12 protein-coding genes are annotated in these 14,017 nt (G+C 66.3%); 4 read left to right on the forward strand and 8 right to left on the reverse strand.

The features are described 5' to 3' along the window. Position 1: 1 nt before the first annotated feature. Positions 2-1,822 carry a CoB--CoM heterodisulfide reductase iron-sulfur subunit A family protein gene (locus tag AB1346_00090; protein ID MEW6718832.1) on the reverse strand — a complete coding sequence of 607 codons (1,821 nt, stop codon included), beginning with the start codon at positions 1,820-1,822 and terminating at the stop codon, positions 2-4. Positions 1,823-2,259: 437 nt separating this feature from the next. Between AB1346_00090 and AB1346_00095 the strand changes: the two genes are divergently transcribed. Further along, entirely contained in the window at positions 2,260-3,069 is an 810-nt protein-coding gene (locus AB1346_00095) for a cytidylate kinase-like family protein (GenBank protein ID MEW6718833.1), read from the forward strand. Between the two features lie 103 nt (positions 3,070-3,172). Beyond that, a complete protein-coding gene (locus tag AB1346_00100; protein ID MEW6718834.1) occupies positions 3,173-4,078 on the forward strand; it encodes a universal stress protein in 906 nt (301 codons plus the stop codon). Here the strand turns inward: AB1346_00100 and AB1346_00105 are convergent. The 7 genes from AB1346_00105 to AB1346_00135 all read right to left on the reverse strand — a co-directional run bounded on the left by AB1346_00105 (position 4,060) and on the right by AB1346_00135 (position 11,651). Beyond that, positions 4,060-5,223 carry an iron-containing alcohol dehydrogenase gene (locus AB1346_00105; GenBank protein ID MEW6718835.1) on the reverse strand — a complete coding sequence of 388 codons (1,164 nt, stop codon included), beginning with the start codon at positions 5,221-5,223 and terminating at the stop codon, positions 4,060-4,062. The genes AB1346_00100 and AB1346_00105 overlap by 19 nt on opposite strands. Continuing rightward, a complete protein-coding gene (locus tag AB1346_00110; GenBank protein MEW6718836.1) occupies positions 5,220-6,209 on the reverse strand; it encodes a hydroxyacid dehydrogenase in 990 nt (329 codons plus the stop codon). The genes AB1346_00105 and AB1346_00110 overlap by 4 nt, the downstream gene beginning before the upstream one ends. Further along, positions 6,202-7,473, reverse strand: a complete 1,272-nt coding sequence (locus tag AB1346_00115; protein MEW6718837.1) for a lactate racemase domain-containing protein — start codon at positions 7,471-7,473, stop codon at positions 6,202-6,204. Before AB1346_00115 ends, AB1346_00110 begins: the two co-directional genes overlap by 8 nt. Further along, positions 7,474-8,349, reverse strand: a complete 876-nt coding sequence (dapA, locus tag AB1346_00120; GenBank protein ID MEW6718838.1) for a 4-hydroxy-tetrahydrodipicolinate synthase — start codon at positions 8,347-8,349, stop codon at positions 7,474-7,476. It lies immediately after the preceding gene. Positions 8,350-8,621: 272 nt separating this feature from the next. After that, positions 8,622-9,620 carry a tripartite tricarboxylate transporter substrate binding protein gene (locus AB1346_00125; GenBank protein ID MEW6718839.1) on the reverse strand — a complete coding sequence of 333 codons (999 nt, stop codon included), beginning with the start codon at positions 9,618-9,620 and terminating at the stop codon, positions 8,622-8,624. A gap of 29 nt (positions 9,621-9,649) precedes the next feature. Then, positions 9,650-11,185 carry a tripartite tricarboxylate transporter permease gene (locus AB1346_00130; GenBank protein ID MEW6718840.1) on the reverse strand — a complete coding sequence of 512 codons (1,536 nt, stop codon included), beginning with the start codon at positions 11,183-11,185 and terminating at the stop codon, positions 9,650-9,652. Positions 11,186-11,204: 19 nt separating this feature from the next. Then, positions 11,205-11,651 carry a tripartite tricarboxylate transporter TctB family protein gene (locus tag AB1346_00135; protein ID MEW6718841.1) on the reverse strand — a complete coding sequence of 149 codons (447 nt, stop codon included), beginning with the start codon at positions 11,649-11,651 and terminating at the stop codon, positions 11,205-11,207. A 360-nt stretch (positions 11,652-12,011) separates the two neighbouring features. Between AB1346_00135 and ilvD the strand changes: the two genes are divergently transcribed. Next, on the forward strand, positions 12,012-13,685 hold the full coding sequence (ilvD, locus tag AB1346_00140) for a dihydroxy-acid dehydratase (protein MEW6718842.1): 1,674 nt from the start codon (positions 12,012-12,014) through the stop codon (positions 13,683-13,685). Further along, positions 13,682-14,017 (forward strand): 2-hydroxyacid dehydrogenase (locus AB1346_00145; GenBank protein ID MEW6718843.1); only part of this gene is annotated, 336 nt, incomplete at its 3' end. The genes ilvD and AB1346_00145, both read left to right, overlap by 4 nt.

Raw genomic sequence — 14,017 nt, forward strand, 5'->3', positions numbered from 1 at the left:
TTCACGCTTGGGCCCGGGGCCGGACGCTCGATTCGATATCGGAGAGCGTCAACCGGTTCAGGCTGTCCTGGATGCGACCGCTGAGAATGCTCTTGAGAACGCGGGCCGCGACTTCCGAGGCCTGCGCCACGGTGTCGGGGATGTCCTTCGGCCCCTGGCAGACGCCGGCGACGAAGATCCCCCCCCGCTCCGTCCCGGTCGGGTCGCCATTGTAGTTCCTTTCGGCGTACCAGCCGTCGGCGTCCCTGGCGATCCCGAGCAGTCCCGCCAGACGCTCCGAATCGGCCACCGGCTCGAGGCCCACGGAGAGGATCGCCATGTCGACGGGGATGTCGAGCACCTTCCCGCTGAGGATGTCTTCGCCCTTGACCGCCATCCGCCCGCCCTGCTCCACGATCTTGGCCGTGCGCCCGCGGACGAGGAAGACCCCCTCCTCGTGGATCCGCTCGAGGAACTCCTCGTAGTTCTTCCCGTAGGCGCGCATGTCGATGTAGAACTCGTAGCAGTTGGCCTCGGGAAGCTTCTCGCGGACGAGGTGGGCGAACTTCAGGGAGTACATGCAGCATACCCGCGAGCAGTAACGGTTGTAGTTCTGGTCGCGCGAGCCGATGCAGTGGATGATCGCCACGTCCTTCGGCTTGGGATTTTCGGGGGTGAACGCCCATTCGTCGATCTTCCTGCGCTTGTTGTGCTTCAGCGCCTTCATCACGATGTTTCCGCCGGTGGGGCCCGAGGCGTTGGTCAGCCGCTCGTACTCCAGCGCCGTGATGACGTTGGGCAACCTCCCGTACCCGTACCGCTCGATCCTCGAGGCGTCGAAGACCTGGTAGCCGGTGGCGACGACGATGTTGCCTACCGTCAGCTCGACCTCCTCGTCCTTCGCATCGAGGTGGATCGCTTCCTTGGCGCATTTCTTGACGCAAGCGCCGCACTTCTTGCCTTCGCTCTGGACCCAGAGGCACGCCTTCTCGTCGACCAGGAAGGAGTTGGGTACCGCCTGGGGGAAGGGGATGTAGATCGCCTTCCGGGTGCTGATCCCCGCGTCGAACTCGCTCGGCACGATGGTCGGGCAGACCTCGGCGCAGGCGTTGCAGGCGACGCACGCCACCTCGTCGACCCGCCGCGCGTGCTTCAATACCTTCACCCTGTACGCCCCCGGAGAGCCGCTGACTCCCACGACCTCCGCATACGTCATCAGGTCGATGTTCTTGTCCTGGCCCACCGCGACCATCTTCGGGGTGAGGATGCAGGCGGCGCAGTCCAGGGTCGGGAAGGTCTTGTCGAACATCGCCATCTTCCCGCCGATGGTGCCGCCCTTCTCCACCAGGTAGACCTTCTTCCCGGCGCCCGCGATCTCCAGGGATACCTGGATGCCGCCGACGCCGCCGCCGATCACGAGCGTGTCGGGATGGACGTCTTTGTATTTCGGGGACGCCCCCAGGCCGAAGGGGACCCCCTGGACGGCGCAGCACAGGATGGCCTTCGCGCGCTCGGTCGAGCCCGGCATGCCGGCGCCGTTCCCGAAGAACGACGCCAGGACGATGCTTTCCGCGTTTCCCCCGGCCAGCGCCATCGCACGGGTGAACACCGGCTTGAAGTAGCCGGGGGAGTCCGCCGCGATGACGATCCGGTCGAGCTTTTCTTTTCGGATTTGTTCCGCAAGGAGGATCGGATCGATCTTCCGGTCGCCGTCCACGACCTCGATCAGGACGACGCCGGAGAGTCTTTCGGCGTAATCCGCGACTGCCTGCAGGTCGACGCTGTCGGCGGCGCCGATTCCCGCCTGACAGATGTAAACTCCCGTTCTCAGCTCTTTGACCATAGCGCTCTACCTCTTTTTGGTTCCGCTCTGATCAGCGTTGATGTGTGCCCGCCCCCCGGTTCCCGATGTGATTTTCCGGAACTTGTCGACTGTATGCATTATAAAAACCCCCGCGCCCAAGTCAAGGGAATTTGTCAGGCCATCAGCCCATAAACAAAGCGGTATATTCCAAAATCTCGTTTTATGCTCATCCCTATCTGGTGAATATAAATACGATAATAAAGTAACAGTAAATATATTTAGAGCTATTTTCACTAATAAATATCAATTTCCATGAAAAATGGTACCAGCCTCTCCGGCGGGCGAACGGAGGTTTGAACAACCGGTAGGGAGGCCGCCGCAAATCCGTCCGCGCTCCCGTTTACTTCCCCCCGGGCGAAAATTATAATGGGGTCAACGGTATCGGGAAACGATAAAAACGCGGGAAAGGAGCAGCCATGGCGATCGTGACGGTTTCCAGGGAAAGCGGAAGCGGTGGAATTGACATTGCCAAGGCCGTCGCCAGGAAGCTCGATTACGACTACGTCAGCAAGGAATCGATCTATAAGGAAATCGAGGACCACGGGAAGAAATGGCTGGAATGGGTCGCGGATCTCGACGAGCACGCCCCCACGACCTGGGAGCGGTTCGACAAGTCCTACGCGGCGTATCTGGCGCTGGTGGAGCATTGCGTCTACCGGAGCGCCGCGAAGAACAATGTGGTCATCCTGGGCCGCGGCGGGAACTGGCTGCTCAAGGACGTCCCCTACGCGCTCCGCGTCCGCGTGATCGCCGCCGCCGAGGACCGGGCGAGGACGCTGAGCCAGCGGCTCGGCATCGACATGGAAACGGCGCGGAAAAAGCTGAAGTTCCGCGATCACGAACGGTTCGTCTACCTTCAGAGGGCGTATCATCGGGACTGGACCAACCCCAACGATTACGACTTGACGCTCAACACGAGCCACCTTTCGTTCGACGAAGCGGTCGACCGGATCGTGAGCCAGATCCCGGCGAGGGACAAGCTCGTAACCCCGGAAAACGAGGAAATCGTGCGCCGCCTGGAGCTGGCGTCCCGGGTCAAGGCGGACATCATCACCCAGTTCCCGCTGTTCATCCCCACGCTGGATGTGGTCCACGACGGATCGGCCATCGTTCTTCGCGGCGTGGCCCTGTGCGAAGCGGACCAGCTCAAGACCCTGCTGGAAACCGCGAAGCGGTCCGCGGGGCCGACCCGGATCCGGAGCGAGCTCTCCCCCCGGGGCGCATAAGCCTGCCTGTCCACGCCGGCGAGGCCCTGCTCCCGTGCGGAGCGGAGGCCTCGCCGTTGCATCTCCCTCTCCCCTTCCCTCCATCATGTATACTTCCTCGGGTATGCACGTTTTCCTTGCCACGGACGGATCCGACTCGGCCCGGGCGGCGCAGGCGCAGATCGCGCTCCTGCCTTGGCGCGCGCCGGTCCACGTCACGTTGATGTCGGCGTACGCCGCGGCGCGTCAGCCCTCGAACGACGTCGCGGACCGGCTGCGCCGCGATGCGGAGGCCCGCGCCCGCGCGTTGGTGGACGACGCGCGGCAGGAACTCGATGGAAAGGTCGAGAGCGTGGCCGTACGGGTGCACGAGGGAAACCCGGCCGTCCGGATCGTCGAGATGGCCAGGGCGTGCCGGGCCGACCTGGTGGCGGTCGGGACCCGCGGGCATGGGATCTACAAGGAGCTCCGGCTGGGAAGCGTGTCGGATTACGTCGCGAATCACGCGCACTGCCCGGTGCTGTTGGCAAGGACATCGCTCGGGTGGAGGCGCCGGTACCTGCTGGCGCTCGACGATTCCGTGCACGCCCCGGAGGTCGTCCGCTGGCTGGGGGCGCTCGACCTGTCCGGCGGGGCATCGGTCCACCTGGTGAAGGTCTTCCGGTCCGTGAGGGATTTTCCGTTCCCGGACGAGGAGCACGACGAGGACGTTCACGCGGAGGGATCTGCGGACAATTACGCCGCGTGGAACAGCTCCTCGGAGGTGGTGGACGCCCTGCGCGCGCAGCGCCTTGGACCTCCGGGGACCCGCGTGACGGTGGAGGTCCGTTTCGGGCAGGAGGGCTCGGAGATCCTGGCGGCCCTGCGGAAATTCGAGCCGGACCTGCTGCTGATCGGCGCGAAGGGGCGGAACACGCACCCGGACTGGCCGATGGGCGGCGTGGCGCAGCACCTGATCGACCATTCCCCCTGCTCGGTCCTGGTCGTGCGGGCGCAGGGAAGCGGATCCGCTCAGAGCAGCTTCCGGTAGATCTCCCGCATGTCGGCCTTCGAGAGGGGCCTTGGGTTGTTGTCGAGCAGCCTCGTGACCTTCGAGGCCGCTTCCGCGAGCCCTTCGAGGTCGGCCTCCGTCATTCCCAGGTCTCCCAGGCGGCAGCGGATGCCGAGGTCCTCGTTCAGGGAAAAAAGCTCCCCGATCATCCTCTCGGCGGCCTGCCGGTCGGACAGCGCGGAGACTTCCAGCCCCATGGCGGCGGCGATGTCCCGGAACTTCGCTTCCGATGCTTCGAGGTTGAAACGCATGACGTGGGGAAGAAGGATCGCGTTGGACAGCCCGTGCGGGACGCGGTACCTGCCGCCCAGCGGATACGCCAGGGCGTGCACCGCGGTCGTGCTCGACGTCGCGATGCACAGCCCCCCGAACATGGCCGCCAGCAGCATGTCGTGGCGGGCGTCCACGTCCTTCCCGTCGCGGAACGCGCGACGGATGCCGCGCGAGATGAAGCCGACCGCCTTCAGCGCGTAAGTGTCGCTGAAGGGGTTCGCCTTCTTCGACGTATAGCATTCGATGGCGTGGGCCAGCGCGTCCATGCCGGTGGCGGCGGTGATCGCCGGCGGCAGCCCCACGGTCATCTCCGGATCGAGGATGGCGCAATCGGGGACGAGCATGGGATCCACGATGCCCACCTTCGACTCCCGCTCGGGGACCAGCACGATGGCGTTCTGCGTCACTTCCGATCCCGTCCCCGCGGTGGTGGGGACCATCAGGGTGGGAATCCCCCGCCGCGCGATCTTCGCCTTGTCCAGGAGCTGCCGCACGGAGAGGTCGTTGGTCAGCATCACGGCGACGATCTTCGCGACGTCCATCACGCTGCCGCCGCCGATCCCGACGATCATCCGGCAGCCGGTCCGCTCCGCGGCCTCGAAGATCCGCCGGACGTGCTCCACCTCCGGTTCGGGAGGCGTGTCCCGGATCACCTCCACACGGACGCCCGCGCCTTCGAGGATCTCCCGGGGCCGCCCGATCAACCCGGCGTTCCACACTCCCGCGTCGGTCAGGATCAGCGCCTTCTCCGCGCTTTGGGCAGCGGCGACTTCGGCCAGCGCCTCGATGCTGCCGGGGCCCGCGAACATCCTCCGGACGTTGACGAGCGAATACGTCGCGGGATGCGTCATGGGGCCCGCCTCTCCCCCTTCCACCGGGGGTGGGCGTAGGCCGCAGGATTCGCCACGTGCGGCCACTTCTCCCCTGCAAGGACCGCCAGGACCCCTTCCGCGGCCATCGTGGATACGCCCGCCGCCGCCTCCCGCGTCTGCCCGGCCATGTGCGGCGTGACGACGACGTTGTCCAGGCCGGACCAGCGATTCTCCGGGGGCAGCGGCTCCGAGGAGAAGACGTCCAGCCCGGCGCCGTGGATCCGCCCGTTCGCGAGCGCGTCCGCCAGCGCGTCCTCGTCGACCACTCCCCCGCGCGCGCAGTTGACCAGGACGGCGGTCGGTTTCATCCGTTCCAGCTCCCGCGCGCCGATCAGGTTCCGGGTCTTTCCGTTCAGAGGGACGTGGAGGGAAACGACGTCCGCGTTCCGCAGGAGCTCTTCCAGCGACTCGTCGTATCGATACCCCTGCCCCTCGACGGCCTTCCGGTCCGCGAACGGGTCGTACACCCGCACCTTCATCCCGATCGCGCAGCAGAGCGACGCGAATTCCCGGCCGATGTTCCCGCAGCCGACCAGCCCGGCCGTCTTCCCGGACAGCTCGAAGGCCCGGAACGCGTTGCGCACGTTGAAATCGCCGCCGCGCGTTCTCCGGTCGCTGTGGACCAGGTCCTTCGACACCGCGAACACGAGGGCGAGCGCGTGCTCCGCCACGGAGCGCGTGTTGGCCCCCGGCGCGATGACGACCGGGATCCCCAGCTCCGTCGCCGCGGCGACGTCGACGTCGTCCACCCCCACTCCCGGGCGCCCGATGACCTTCAGCCGCTTCGCCGCCGCCATCGTCTCCCGGTCGATGGAGCCGAGGCGGATGATCAGCCCGTCCGCGTCCAGCAGCTCGGGAAGCATCTCCTTCGGCTTGCCGGTGTTGACGATCCGGACGTCGACCTTCCCCTCGAGGACCTTCATTCCCGCCTCGTAGAGCCTTTGCGTCAGCACCACCTTATTCATGCAGGTTTCCTTCCGCGTCGAACGCGATCTCTTCCGGAGGCCCGAGCGGGGAGATCCGCGCGTTCCCCCGCGCTTCGACCTGAAGGCTTTCCGAGTAATGGAACTCCTCCAGGCGCAGCGTATCCCGGATGCGGACCATGCGGACGCGCCCCATGTCGCGCGCGTTGCAGGTCTTCACGGCCGCCCGGATCGCCAGGCGGTCGTTGTCCATGATCAGCGGGATCATCCCGCTCCTCGTGACCGTCGAGGTCAGGACGTTGGCGTACGTGTGCCCGAAATCGATCTTGTCGAACAGCCGCCGGGTGATGACGTCCGCCAGCCCCATCGCCACCGCGTTCCCGTGGCTGGCCGCGGTCAGGTCGAGCACGGCGATCCGGGTCGCCTTCGGAGTCACCCGGATGGCGGGATTGGAGGCGCGCCCGGTGATGTTGGGGTCCATCCCGGACCCGGAGATGTCTTTCCCCATCCGGTCGACGACGAGCACGTCCAGCCGGTCGAACGGGATCGAGGGCATGTTTTCGCGCGCCTCGGCCAGCAGCCGGGGCTCGGTCGCAAGAATCTCCTCCGCGGGGACGGCGACGATCCTGGCGATCCGGTCATAGGCGTTCTCGACCGTCGCCACGCCGAAGAGGAACGGGGCGCGGGCCAGCTTCACCTTCGCCATGTCGATCATGTTCCGTTCCATGTGCGCGAACCCGTATGCGTGGCACGAGTCCGCCCCCTTCTGCTTCCCGAGGCCGATCGTGATCATCTTCACCAGGCCGCTCTCGATCGCTCCGCTGAAGGCGGTGTGCGGCTTGACCCGGTTGACGACGACGATGCCGTCCGCCTCCATGGCGCGGCGGTCCATGTAGACCGGGAGCCCGTTGTCGAGCGCCCCCAGCTCCGCCACCTCCATCGAGGAGACGATGGGGCAGCCCGCGCTTTCCTCCGTCACGCCGAGGTCGGCCAGCACGCGCGCCTGCCCCTCGGCCGTCGCCCCGCCGTGGCTCCCCATCCCCGGCACGATGAAGGGCTCCGCCCCGAGGTTCCGAAGCTCCTCCACCACTCCGCGCGCGATCCGCGGGATTTCGGCCACCCCGCGGCTGCCGACCGCCACCGCGATGCGCATCCCCCGGCGGACGCGTCCCGAGATCGCCGGCTTCCGGAGCTCCTCGCGCAGCACCGCCGGGACGTCCCGGACCTCGGGCGCGGGAAACGTCTGTCTCGCCCGGATCATCCGGGGAAGGACCGTGGACTCGAGGATTTCGTCGATGATCCCCATCTACCTGTACGTCCCGAACGCCTTCCGGAGCTCCTCGTCGATCTTCGGGTTGACGCCGCCGACCGGCTCCCGCGCAGGCCCGACGGAATGCCCCAGCAGGTTCATCGCCCGCTTGATGACGGAGTTGGGGTTGCCGAGCTTCATCACGTCGCGCAGCGGTCGCAGCCGCGCCTGCTCGACGACGGCCTCCGCGATCCGCCCCGCCTTCCAGAGCCGGTAAACCTCCAGCGAGACCTCGGGATACACGTTCGCGGTGCCCGCAATAGCGCCGCGCCCGCCCGCCATCAGCGTCCACAGGATGAGGGAATCGCTGCCGGCCAGCACGGAGAGCCGCCGGTCCGTGTCCTCAATGTACCGGATCGTGTTGTCGAAGTTGCCGCTGCTGTCCTTGATCCCGACGATGTTCGGGAATTGCGCCAGCTTCCGGAGCGTCGCGTACTCGATGTTGTTCCCCGTCCGGGCCGGCATGTTGTACAGGACGATCGGCAGGTCGACCGATTCCGCGACCCGGCTGTAGTGACGGTAGATGTCGTCCTGGGAAACGGCCACGAAGTACGGCGAGACGACCGAGAGGGCGTCAGCCCCCAGCTCCTTCGCCCTGCGGGAAAGGGCGATGGTCTCCCGCGTGCTTATGCAGCCGGTCCCCGCGTACACCGGGACCCGCTTCCGCGTCTGGTCCACGACGATCCGGAGGACCTCCAGCTTCTCGTCGGTCGTCAGCGCGTAGACTTCCCCGTTGGTGCCCAGGGCGAAGATCCCGTGGATCCCTCCGGCGATCTGCCGGTCGACCTGCGCCCGCAGCTCCTTTTCGTTGATGCTTTCGTCGTCGTTCATCGCCGTCGCGATGGGGACGATGATCCCTTCCGGCTGGAACATTCTTCTCGCCCTCCCGGGAGTTAGCCCGCATTTCTCACCAGCCTCCTGCTGCGGCGGCGGATACGGGCATGTCTACTGCGTTGCGCTCGGTCGGGCTCCTCGACGCACTCCCAAGTGCGCCTCCGGGGCCCTCGGTCGCGACGCCTTGTAGCCACGCCCGTCTCCACCGCCTCGCTACGGACGCCGGTGAGAAAAGCGGGCTATGCCGGCGGCGCCGGGGCCCTCCCCCCGCGGGGAGGGCGACTTCCCGGCGCCCGCCGGCAGTCGGCGGGTTATTTCTTCTTGCTCAGGCCGAGCTCCCCGATGATGGGCTTCAGGTCGTTGTGCATGCCCACCAGGAACTCGGTGATCTCCTTGCCGTCCATGTAATCCAGGTAATCGAGGTCGCCCGTGTTCTTCGCGGCGGCCAGGAAGTCCTTGTCGTCCATGGTCTTTCTGAAGGCGTCGTGCAGGATCTTCGCGATGTCGTCCGGAAGGGCCGCGGGCGCGCTGATCCCCTTGGTGACGCCGATATCCACTTTATACCCCTTCTCGATCGCCGTCGGCACGTCGGGGAGCGCCTTCGCCCGCTTCTTCGAGAAGATGACCAGCGGCCGCAGCTTCCCGGAAGCGACGAACTCCTTCGCCTCCTGGGGGTGCACCACGCCGACGTCGACGTGCTTGCCCAGAAGCGCGGTGACGACCTCGGAGGCGCCGCCGCCGTATGGGACCATCTTCATGTCGAGTTTCGCCTGCTTGCGGAAGGCCTCCATGGCCATGTGGGTCGTCCCGCCCGGGGCGTTCTGCCCGTACTTCAGCTTTCCGGGATTCGCGTGGACGTAGTTGACGAACTCCTCCACGGACTTCCACGGCGACTCGCTGTTCACGACCAGGATGATCGGATGGCGTGCGATGTTGATGATGTGGCGCGCGTCCTTCTCGGGGTCGTACGGAACGTTCTGGATCAGCGGGGTGGAGGTGAAGTTCCCCGTGGAGGTCGTGAGCAGCGTGTAGCCGTCCGGCTTCGACTTCAGCACGTAATCCGTCCCGATCGTACCGCTGGCGCCCGGCTTGTTCTCCACCACCATCGGCTGCCCGAGGTACTTGGTGACGTTCTGCGCCAGCGCCCTGGCAAGCAGATCGGTCGACCCGCCCGCGGTGAACTGGCAGATCAGCGTGACCGGTTTCTTCGGGTAGCCTGCTTCCGCCGCGAATCCGCTGCCGGCCCCGGCGGCCAGCATCGCCGCCGAAAGGACGAACGCCAACGTCGATACCGCGATTCTCTTTCTCATGCTTTTTCTCCCTTTCCGTTTTTTCGACTTCAGACCGGTTCTTCCGCTTCCCCCGTATCCTTCGCTTCCCTTGCCTTGATCATTTCCCTCGCCCCGCCGACGATCACCCACAGGACGATGAGCCCCGCCACGGCCATCATCGTCCCGGAGATCGGCCGCTTGAGGAAGAAGAGCAGGTCGCCGTCCGCCAGGATCAGCGATTGCCTCAAACCCTTTTCGAACACCGGCCCGAGCACCATCCCCACGAGCAGCGGGGTCGAGGTGAATCCGAGACACTTGAAAAGGAACCCGAGCAGGCCGAAGAACAGCAGCATGACCATGTCGAACGCGCTGTTGTTGACGCTGTAGGCCCCCAGCAGCATCAGGGCGGTCACGATGGGGACCAGGATCCTCGGCGGGACCTTGGTCAGCGAGGCGAACAGCCCGACCATCGGCAGGTTGAACACCAGCAGCATGAGGTTGCCGATGTACATGCTGGCGATCACGAGCCAGAACAGGTTCGCGTGGCTGGTCATGAAGGTGGGGCCGGGAGCGACGCCGTGGATCATCAGCCCCCCGAGCAGGACCGCCGTGGCGGGCGCGAACGGGATCCCCAGCGCCAGCAGCGGGACCATGGTGCCCGCCGCCGCCGCGTTGTTGGCGGATTCGGGCCCCGCCACCCCCTCGATCGCCCCCTTTCCGAACTCCTCCGGCTTCTTCGCCACGCCCCGCTCCAGGCGGTAGGAAACCAGGGACGACATGATCGCCGCCGGCCCCGGGATCAGACCGATGGGGAATCCCACGAACGCCCCGCGGAGGATGGGCCAGACCGACCTTTTGATCTCTTCGCGGCTGGGGTACAGCTCCCGGAACTTCACCTTGATCGTGTCCGCCGTCTTGTAGGGCTGGAGCGCGATATCGAACACCTCCGCCAGGCCGAAGAGCCCCATGGCGCAGGGAAGGAACTCGACGCCCCGCGTCAGCTCCAGCAGGCCGAAGGACAGGCGGTTGAACCCGGTCAGCGCGTCGATGCCGATCGTGCTGATCATCATCCCGAGGACGAAGACCAGGAACGCCTTGAGGAAGGAATCGCCGGTGAGGTTGCTGAGCAGCAGCATCCCGATCAGCGCGATGCCGAAATACTCGGGAGGCCCGAACGCCAGGGCGGCCTTTCCCAGCGGGGGGGCGAACAGCATCAGCAGCACCACGCCGAGCGTGCCCGCGACGAACGAGCCGATGGCCACGACGGCCAGGGCGGCGCCCGCCCGCCCCTTCTTCGCCATCTGGTACCCGTCGATGCAGGTGACGACGGACGCCGCCTCCCCCGGAAGGTTGATCAGGATCGATGTCGTGGAGCCGCCGTACATGGCGCCGTAGAAGATCCCCGCCAGCAGGATCAGGCTGGTGCCGGCGTCCAGGCCGAAGCTGAACGGCAGCAGGAGCGACATGGCGCCCACCGGGCCGATGCCGGGCAGCACCCCGACCACCGTCCCGATCAGCGCCCCGAGGAAGCAGGCCAGCAGGTTCTGGAGCGACAGCGCGGTCCCGAATCCCTGCAGGAGGTTGTGCAGGATGTCCATCTTCATTTCCTCCCGGCGCGGGTCCTCACAGGATCCCCCGCGGCAGCGGCACGTCCAGCATCAGGACGAACAGCACATAGGTGACGGCCGAACATGCCAGCGCCAGGACGAGCGGCTGCACCCATCCCTTCGCGCCGAGGATCTTGTTCATCAGGAACACGATGATGAAGATCGAGATCAGCGAGCCCAGCACCGTGAAGAGCGGGATGAAGACCGCGATGGCGGCCACGCAGGCGGCGAACCGCCACATCCCCTCCGCGGGGACCTTCTCCCCGTCTTTTTCCGCCTTCCCCTTCAGCGTGCCGAGGAAGATCAGGAAGGACGCGACCAGCGCCATGGAGCCGACGACCGCGGGCATGAAGCCGGGTCCCGGCTCGAGCAGGTTCCCCACGTCCATCCGCCATACGAAATACAGATACGCGACGCTCAGCAGCGTCAACGCGAACGAGAACGCGCGCCTCGCCCACCGCATGCCCCTGCCCCCTTCCCTTGGACTGCCGTTGCCGGGAACACCCATATAATGGCAAACATCATGCCCGCCGAAGAAAAAACCATATTATTAAATCCGCACGGAAAAACGGGCACTTTCCCACCGATACCACCCCCCTGGCCGGGACACCCCGGAAAAGGCCGGAGGGAACCCGGCCCTTTTTTCAGCGGAACCGGCGCATTTTGCATCGCACGGCCGCCCGGGCTGTGGCGGGAATGGTCGCCTCACGGCCCCGCGACCGGAACGATCTCATGGAATGTTGTGGGCGGATATGCCGGTGCGATACCATAACGATTCGCGAAAGAACCAGGGATATCCCCATTCGCCCGCAAGGAGGAAAATATGGCGAAGAATTTCCGCAGCCGGGACCTGACGGAAGGGATCGACCGGGCGGCCCACCGGGCGCTGCTCTACTCCCTGGGGCTCTCCCGTGAGGATCTCGATCGCCCCCTCATCGCGGTGGCGAATTCCTGGAACGAGATCGTCCCCGGCTGCGTCCCGCAAAGGCAGGTCGCCGAGGCGGTCAAGCAGGGTATCCGGGCCGCGGGTGCCGTTCCCTTCGAGTTCAACACGATCGGCGTCTGCGACGGAATGGCCCAGGGGCACGTCGGGATGAGCTTCTCCCTGCCGAGCAGGGAGGTCATCGCGGACTCCGTGGAAATCATGCTGGAGGCGCACCGCTTCGACGGAGCGGTGTTCCTCACCTCGTGCGACAAGATCACTCCCGGGATGCTGATGGCGATGTTCCGGGTCAACATCCCCTCGATCATCATCGCCCCCGGCACGATGGCTCCCGGGGAATACCGGGGGGAGAAGCTCACCACCTCCCTGATCCGCGAGTTCATCGGGCGCTGCCAGGCCGGCGTGCTTTCGGAAGAGGAGCTCGCGGAAGTCGAGCGCGTCGCCTGCCCGACGCTGGGAAGCTGCGCCATGATCGGCACGGCGAACACCATGGTCTGCCTCTGCGAGGTCCTCGGCCTCGCCTACCCCGGCTCGGCGACGTTGCCCGCGTCCTCCAGCGAAAAGCTGCGCGAGGGGGTCGTGGCCGGCAGGCGGATCGTCGAGCTGGTGAAGGACGACGTGAAGCCGCTGGACCTGGTGGGCCGGGACGCGTTCATCGACGCCGTCAAGTTCGTCCTGGCGATCGGCGGATCGACCAACGCCACCCTCCACATCCCGACCCTCGCCGCCGAGGCGGGATTCGAGGTGACCCTTTCCGACATGGAGGCCCTCTGCGAGACCGTCCCGTATGTCTCCCGGATCAATCCCTCCGGGAAACAGACGATGGAGGATTTCCACCGCGCCGGCGGCGTGCCCGCCGTCTTCGCCTCCCTGGGCGACGCCCACTTCCGCCTCGACCGCAGGAGCGTTTCCGGGAAAACGCTCCGGGAGATCGCCGACACGGCGTCGTGGGCCGACAAGGAAATGATCCGCCCCGCGTCGGAGCCGATCTCGTCTATGGGCGCGCTGAAAGTGCTGCGTGGGAACCTCGCCCCCGGGGGAGCCGTCTGCAAGCGATCGGGCGCCGACAAGAACATGTGGCGGCATTCCGGGCCCGCGCGCGTCTTCCACTCCATGGAGGAAGCGGTCCGTGTCGTCGAACAAGGCGGCATCGAGCCCGGATCGGTGATCGTGATCCGCTACGAAGGCCCGGTGGGAGGGCCGGGGATGCGGGAAATGCACCTCATCACGTCCATACTGGCCGGATCGGGGCTGGCGCGAAGCACCGCGCTGGTCACCGACGGCCGCTTCTCGGGATCCACCCGGGGCCCCTGCGTCGGGCACGTGACGCCCGAAGCGGCCCTGGGCGGCCCGATCGCGTTCGTCCGGGACGGGGACACGATTTCGATCGACCTGTACGAGGGGAAGCTGGAGCTTGCGGTGGGCGAGGACGAGATCGAACGGCGCCGTGCGGGGTGGCAGCCGGTCGTACGGCCCCTCCGCGGAGTGCTGGCATCCTTCGCGGACAGGCATCGCAGGGCGGCGCTGCCCGCCCGGGAACGCGAGGAGCGATGAAGCACGGCGTGCTTCAGGCCTGCAGCCTTTCCCCATCCTTCGACGCGGCGCTCGCGGACGCCTTCGAGGTGCACCGCTTCTGGGAGCAGGACGACCGGTCCGGCTTCCTTATGAGACACGGCCGCGCCATCGAGGGCGTCGCCACGACCGCACAGGTCGGGGTGCCGGACGGGCTGATCGAGGCCCTGCCGTCCCTTAGGGTCATCTCCTGCCGCGGGATCGGCTTCGACAGGATAGACCTCGAACTGGCCCGCCGGCGGGGGATCCAGGTGAGCGGCACTCCCGGTGTGCTGACGGACTGCGTCGCGGACCTGGCGTTCGGCCTGCTGATC

The organism is Thermodesulfobacteriota bacterium (assembly GCA_040758155.1).
Lineage (GTDB): Bacteria > Desulfobacterota > Deferrimicrobia > Deferrimicrobiales > Deferrimicrobiaceae > UBA2219.

Coding starts and splice junctions, on each gene's coding strand:
- AB1346_00090 (MEW6718832.1), bottom strand. CDS start 1,822: ATGGTCAAAGAGCTGAGAACGGGAGTTTACATCTGTCAGGCGGGAATC.
- AB1346_00095 (MEW6718833.1), top strand. CDS start 2,260: ATGGCGATCGTGACGGTTTCCAGGGAAAGCGGAAGCGGTGGAATTGAC.
- AB1346_00100 (MEW6718834.1), top strand. CDS start 3,173: ATGCACGTTTTCCTTGCCACGGACGGATCCGACTCGGCCCGGGCGGCG.
- AB1346_00105 (MEW6718835.1), bottom strand. CDS start 5,223: ATGACGCATCCCGCGACGTATTCGCTCGTCAACGTCCGGAGGATGTTC.
- AB1346_00110 (MEW6718836.1), bottom strand. CDS start 6,209: ATGAATAAGGTGGTGCTGACGCAAAGGCTCTACGAGGCGGGAATGAAG.
- AB1346_00115 (MEW6718837.1), bottom strand. CDS start 7,473: ATGGGGATCATCGACGAAATCCTCGAGTCCACGGTCCTTCCCCGGATG.
- dapA (MEW6718838.1), bottom strand. CDS start 8,349: ATGTTCCAGCCGGAAGGGATCATCGTCCCCATCGCGACGGCGATGAAC.
- AB1346_00125 (MEW6718839.1), bottom strand. CDS start 9,620: ATGAGAAAGAGAATCGCGGTATCGACGTTGGCGTTCGTCCTTTCGGCG.
- AB1346_00130 (MEW6718840.1), bottom strand. CDS start 11,185: ATGAAGATGGACATCCTGCACAACCTCCTGCAGGGATTCGGGACCGCG.
- AB1346_00135 (MEW6718841.1), bottom strand. CDS start 11,651: ATGCGGTGGGCGAGGCGCGCGTTCTCGTTCGCGTTGACGCTGCTGAGC.
- ilvD (MEW6718842.1), top strand. CDS start 12,012: ATGGCGAAGAATTTCCGCAGCCGGGACCTGACGGAAGGGATCGACCGG.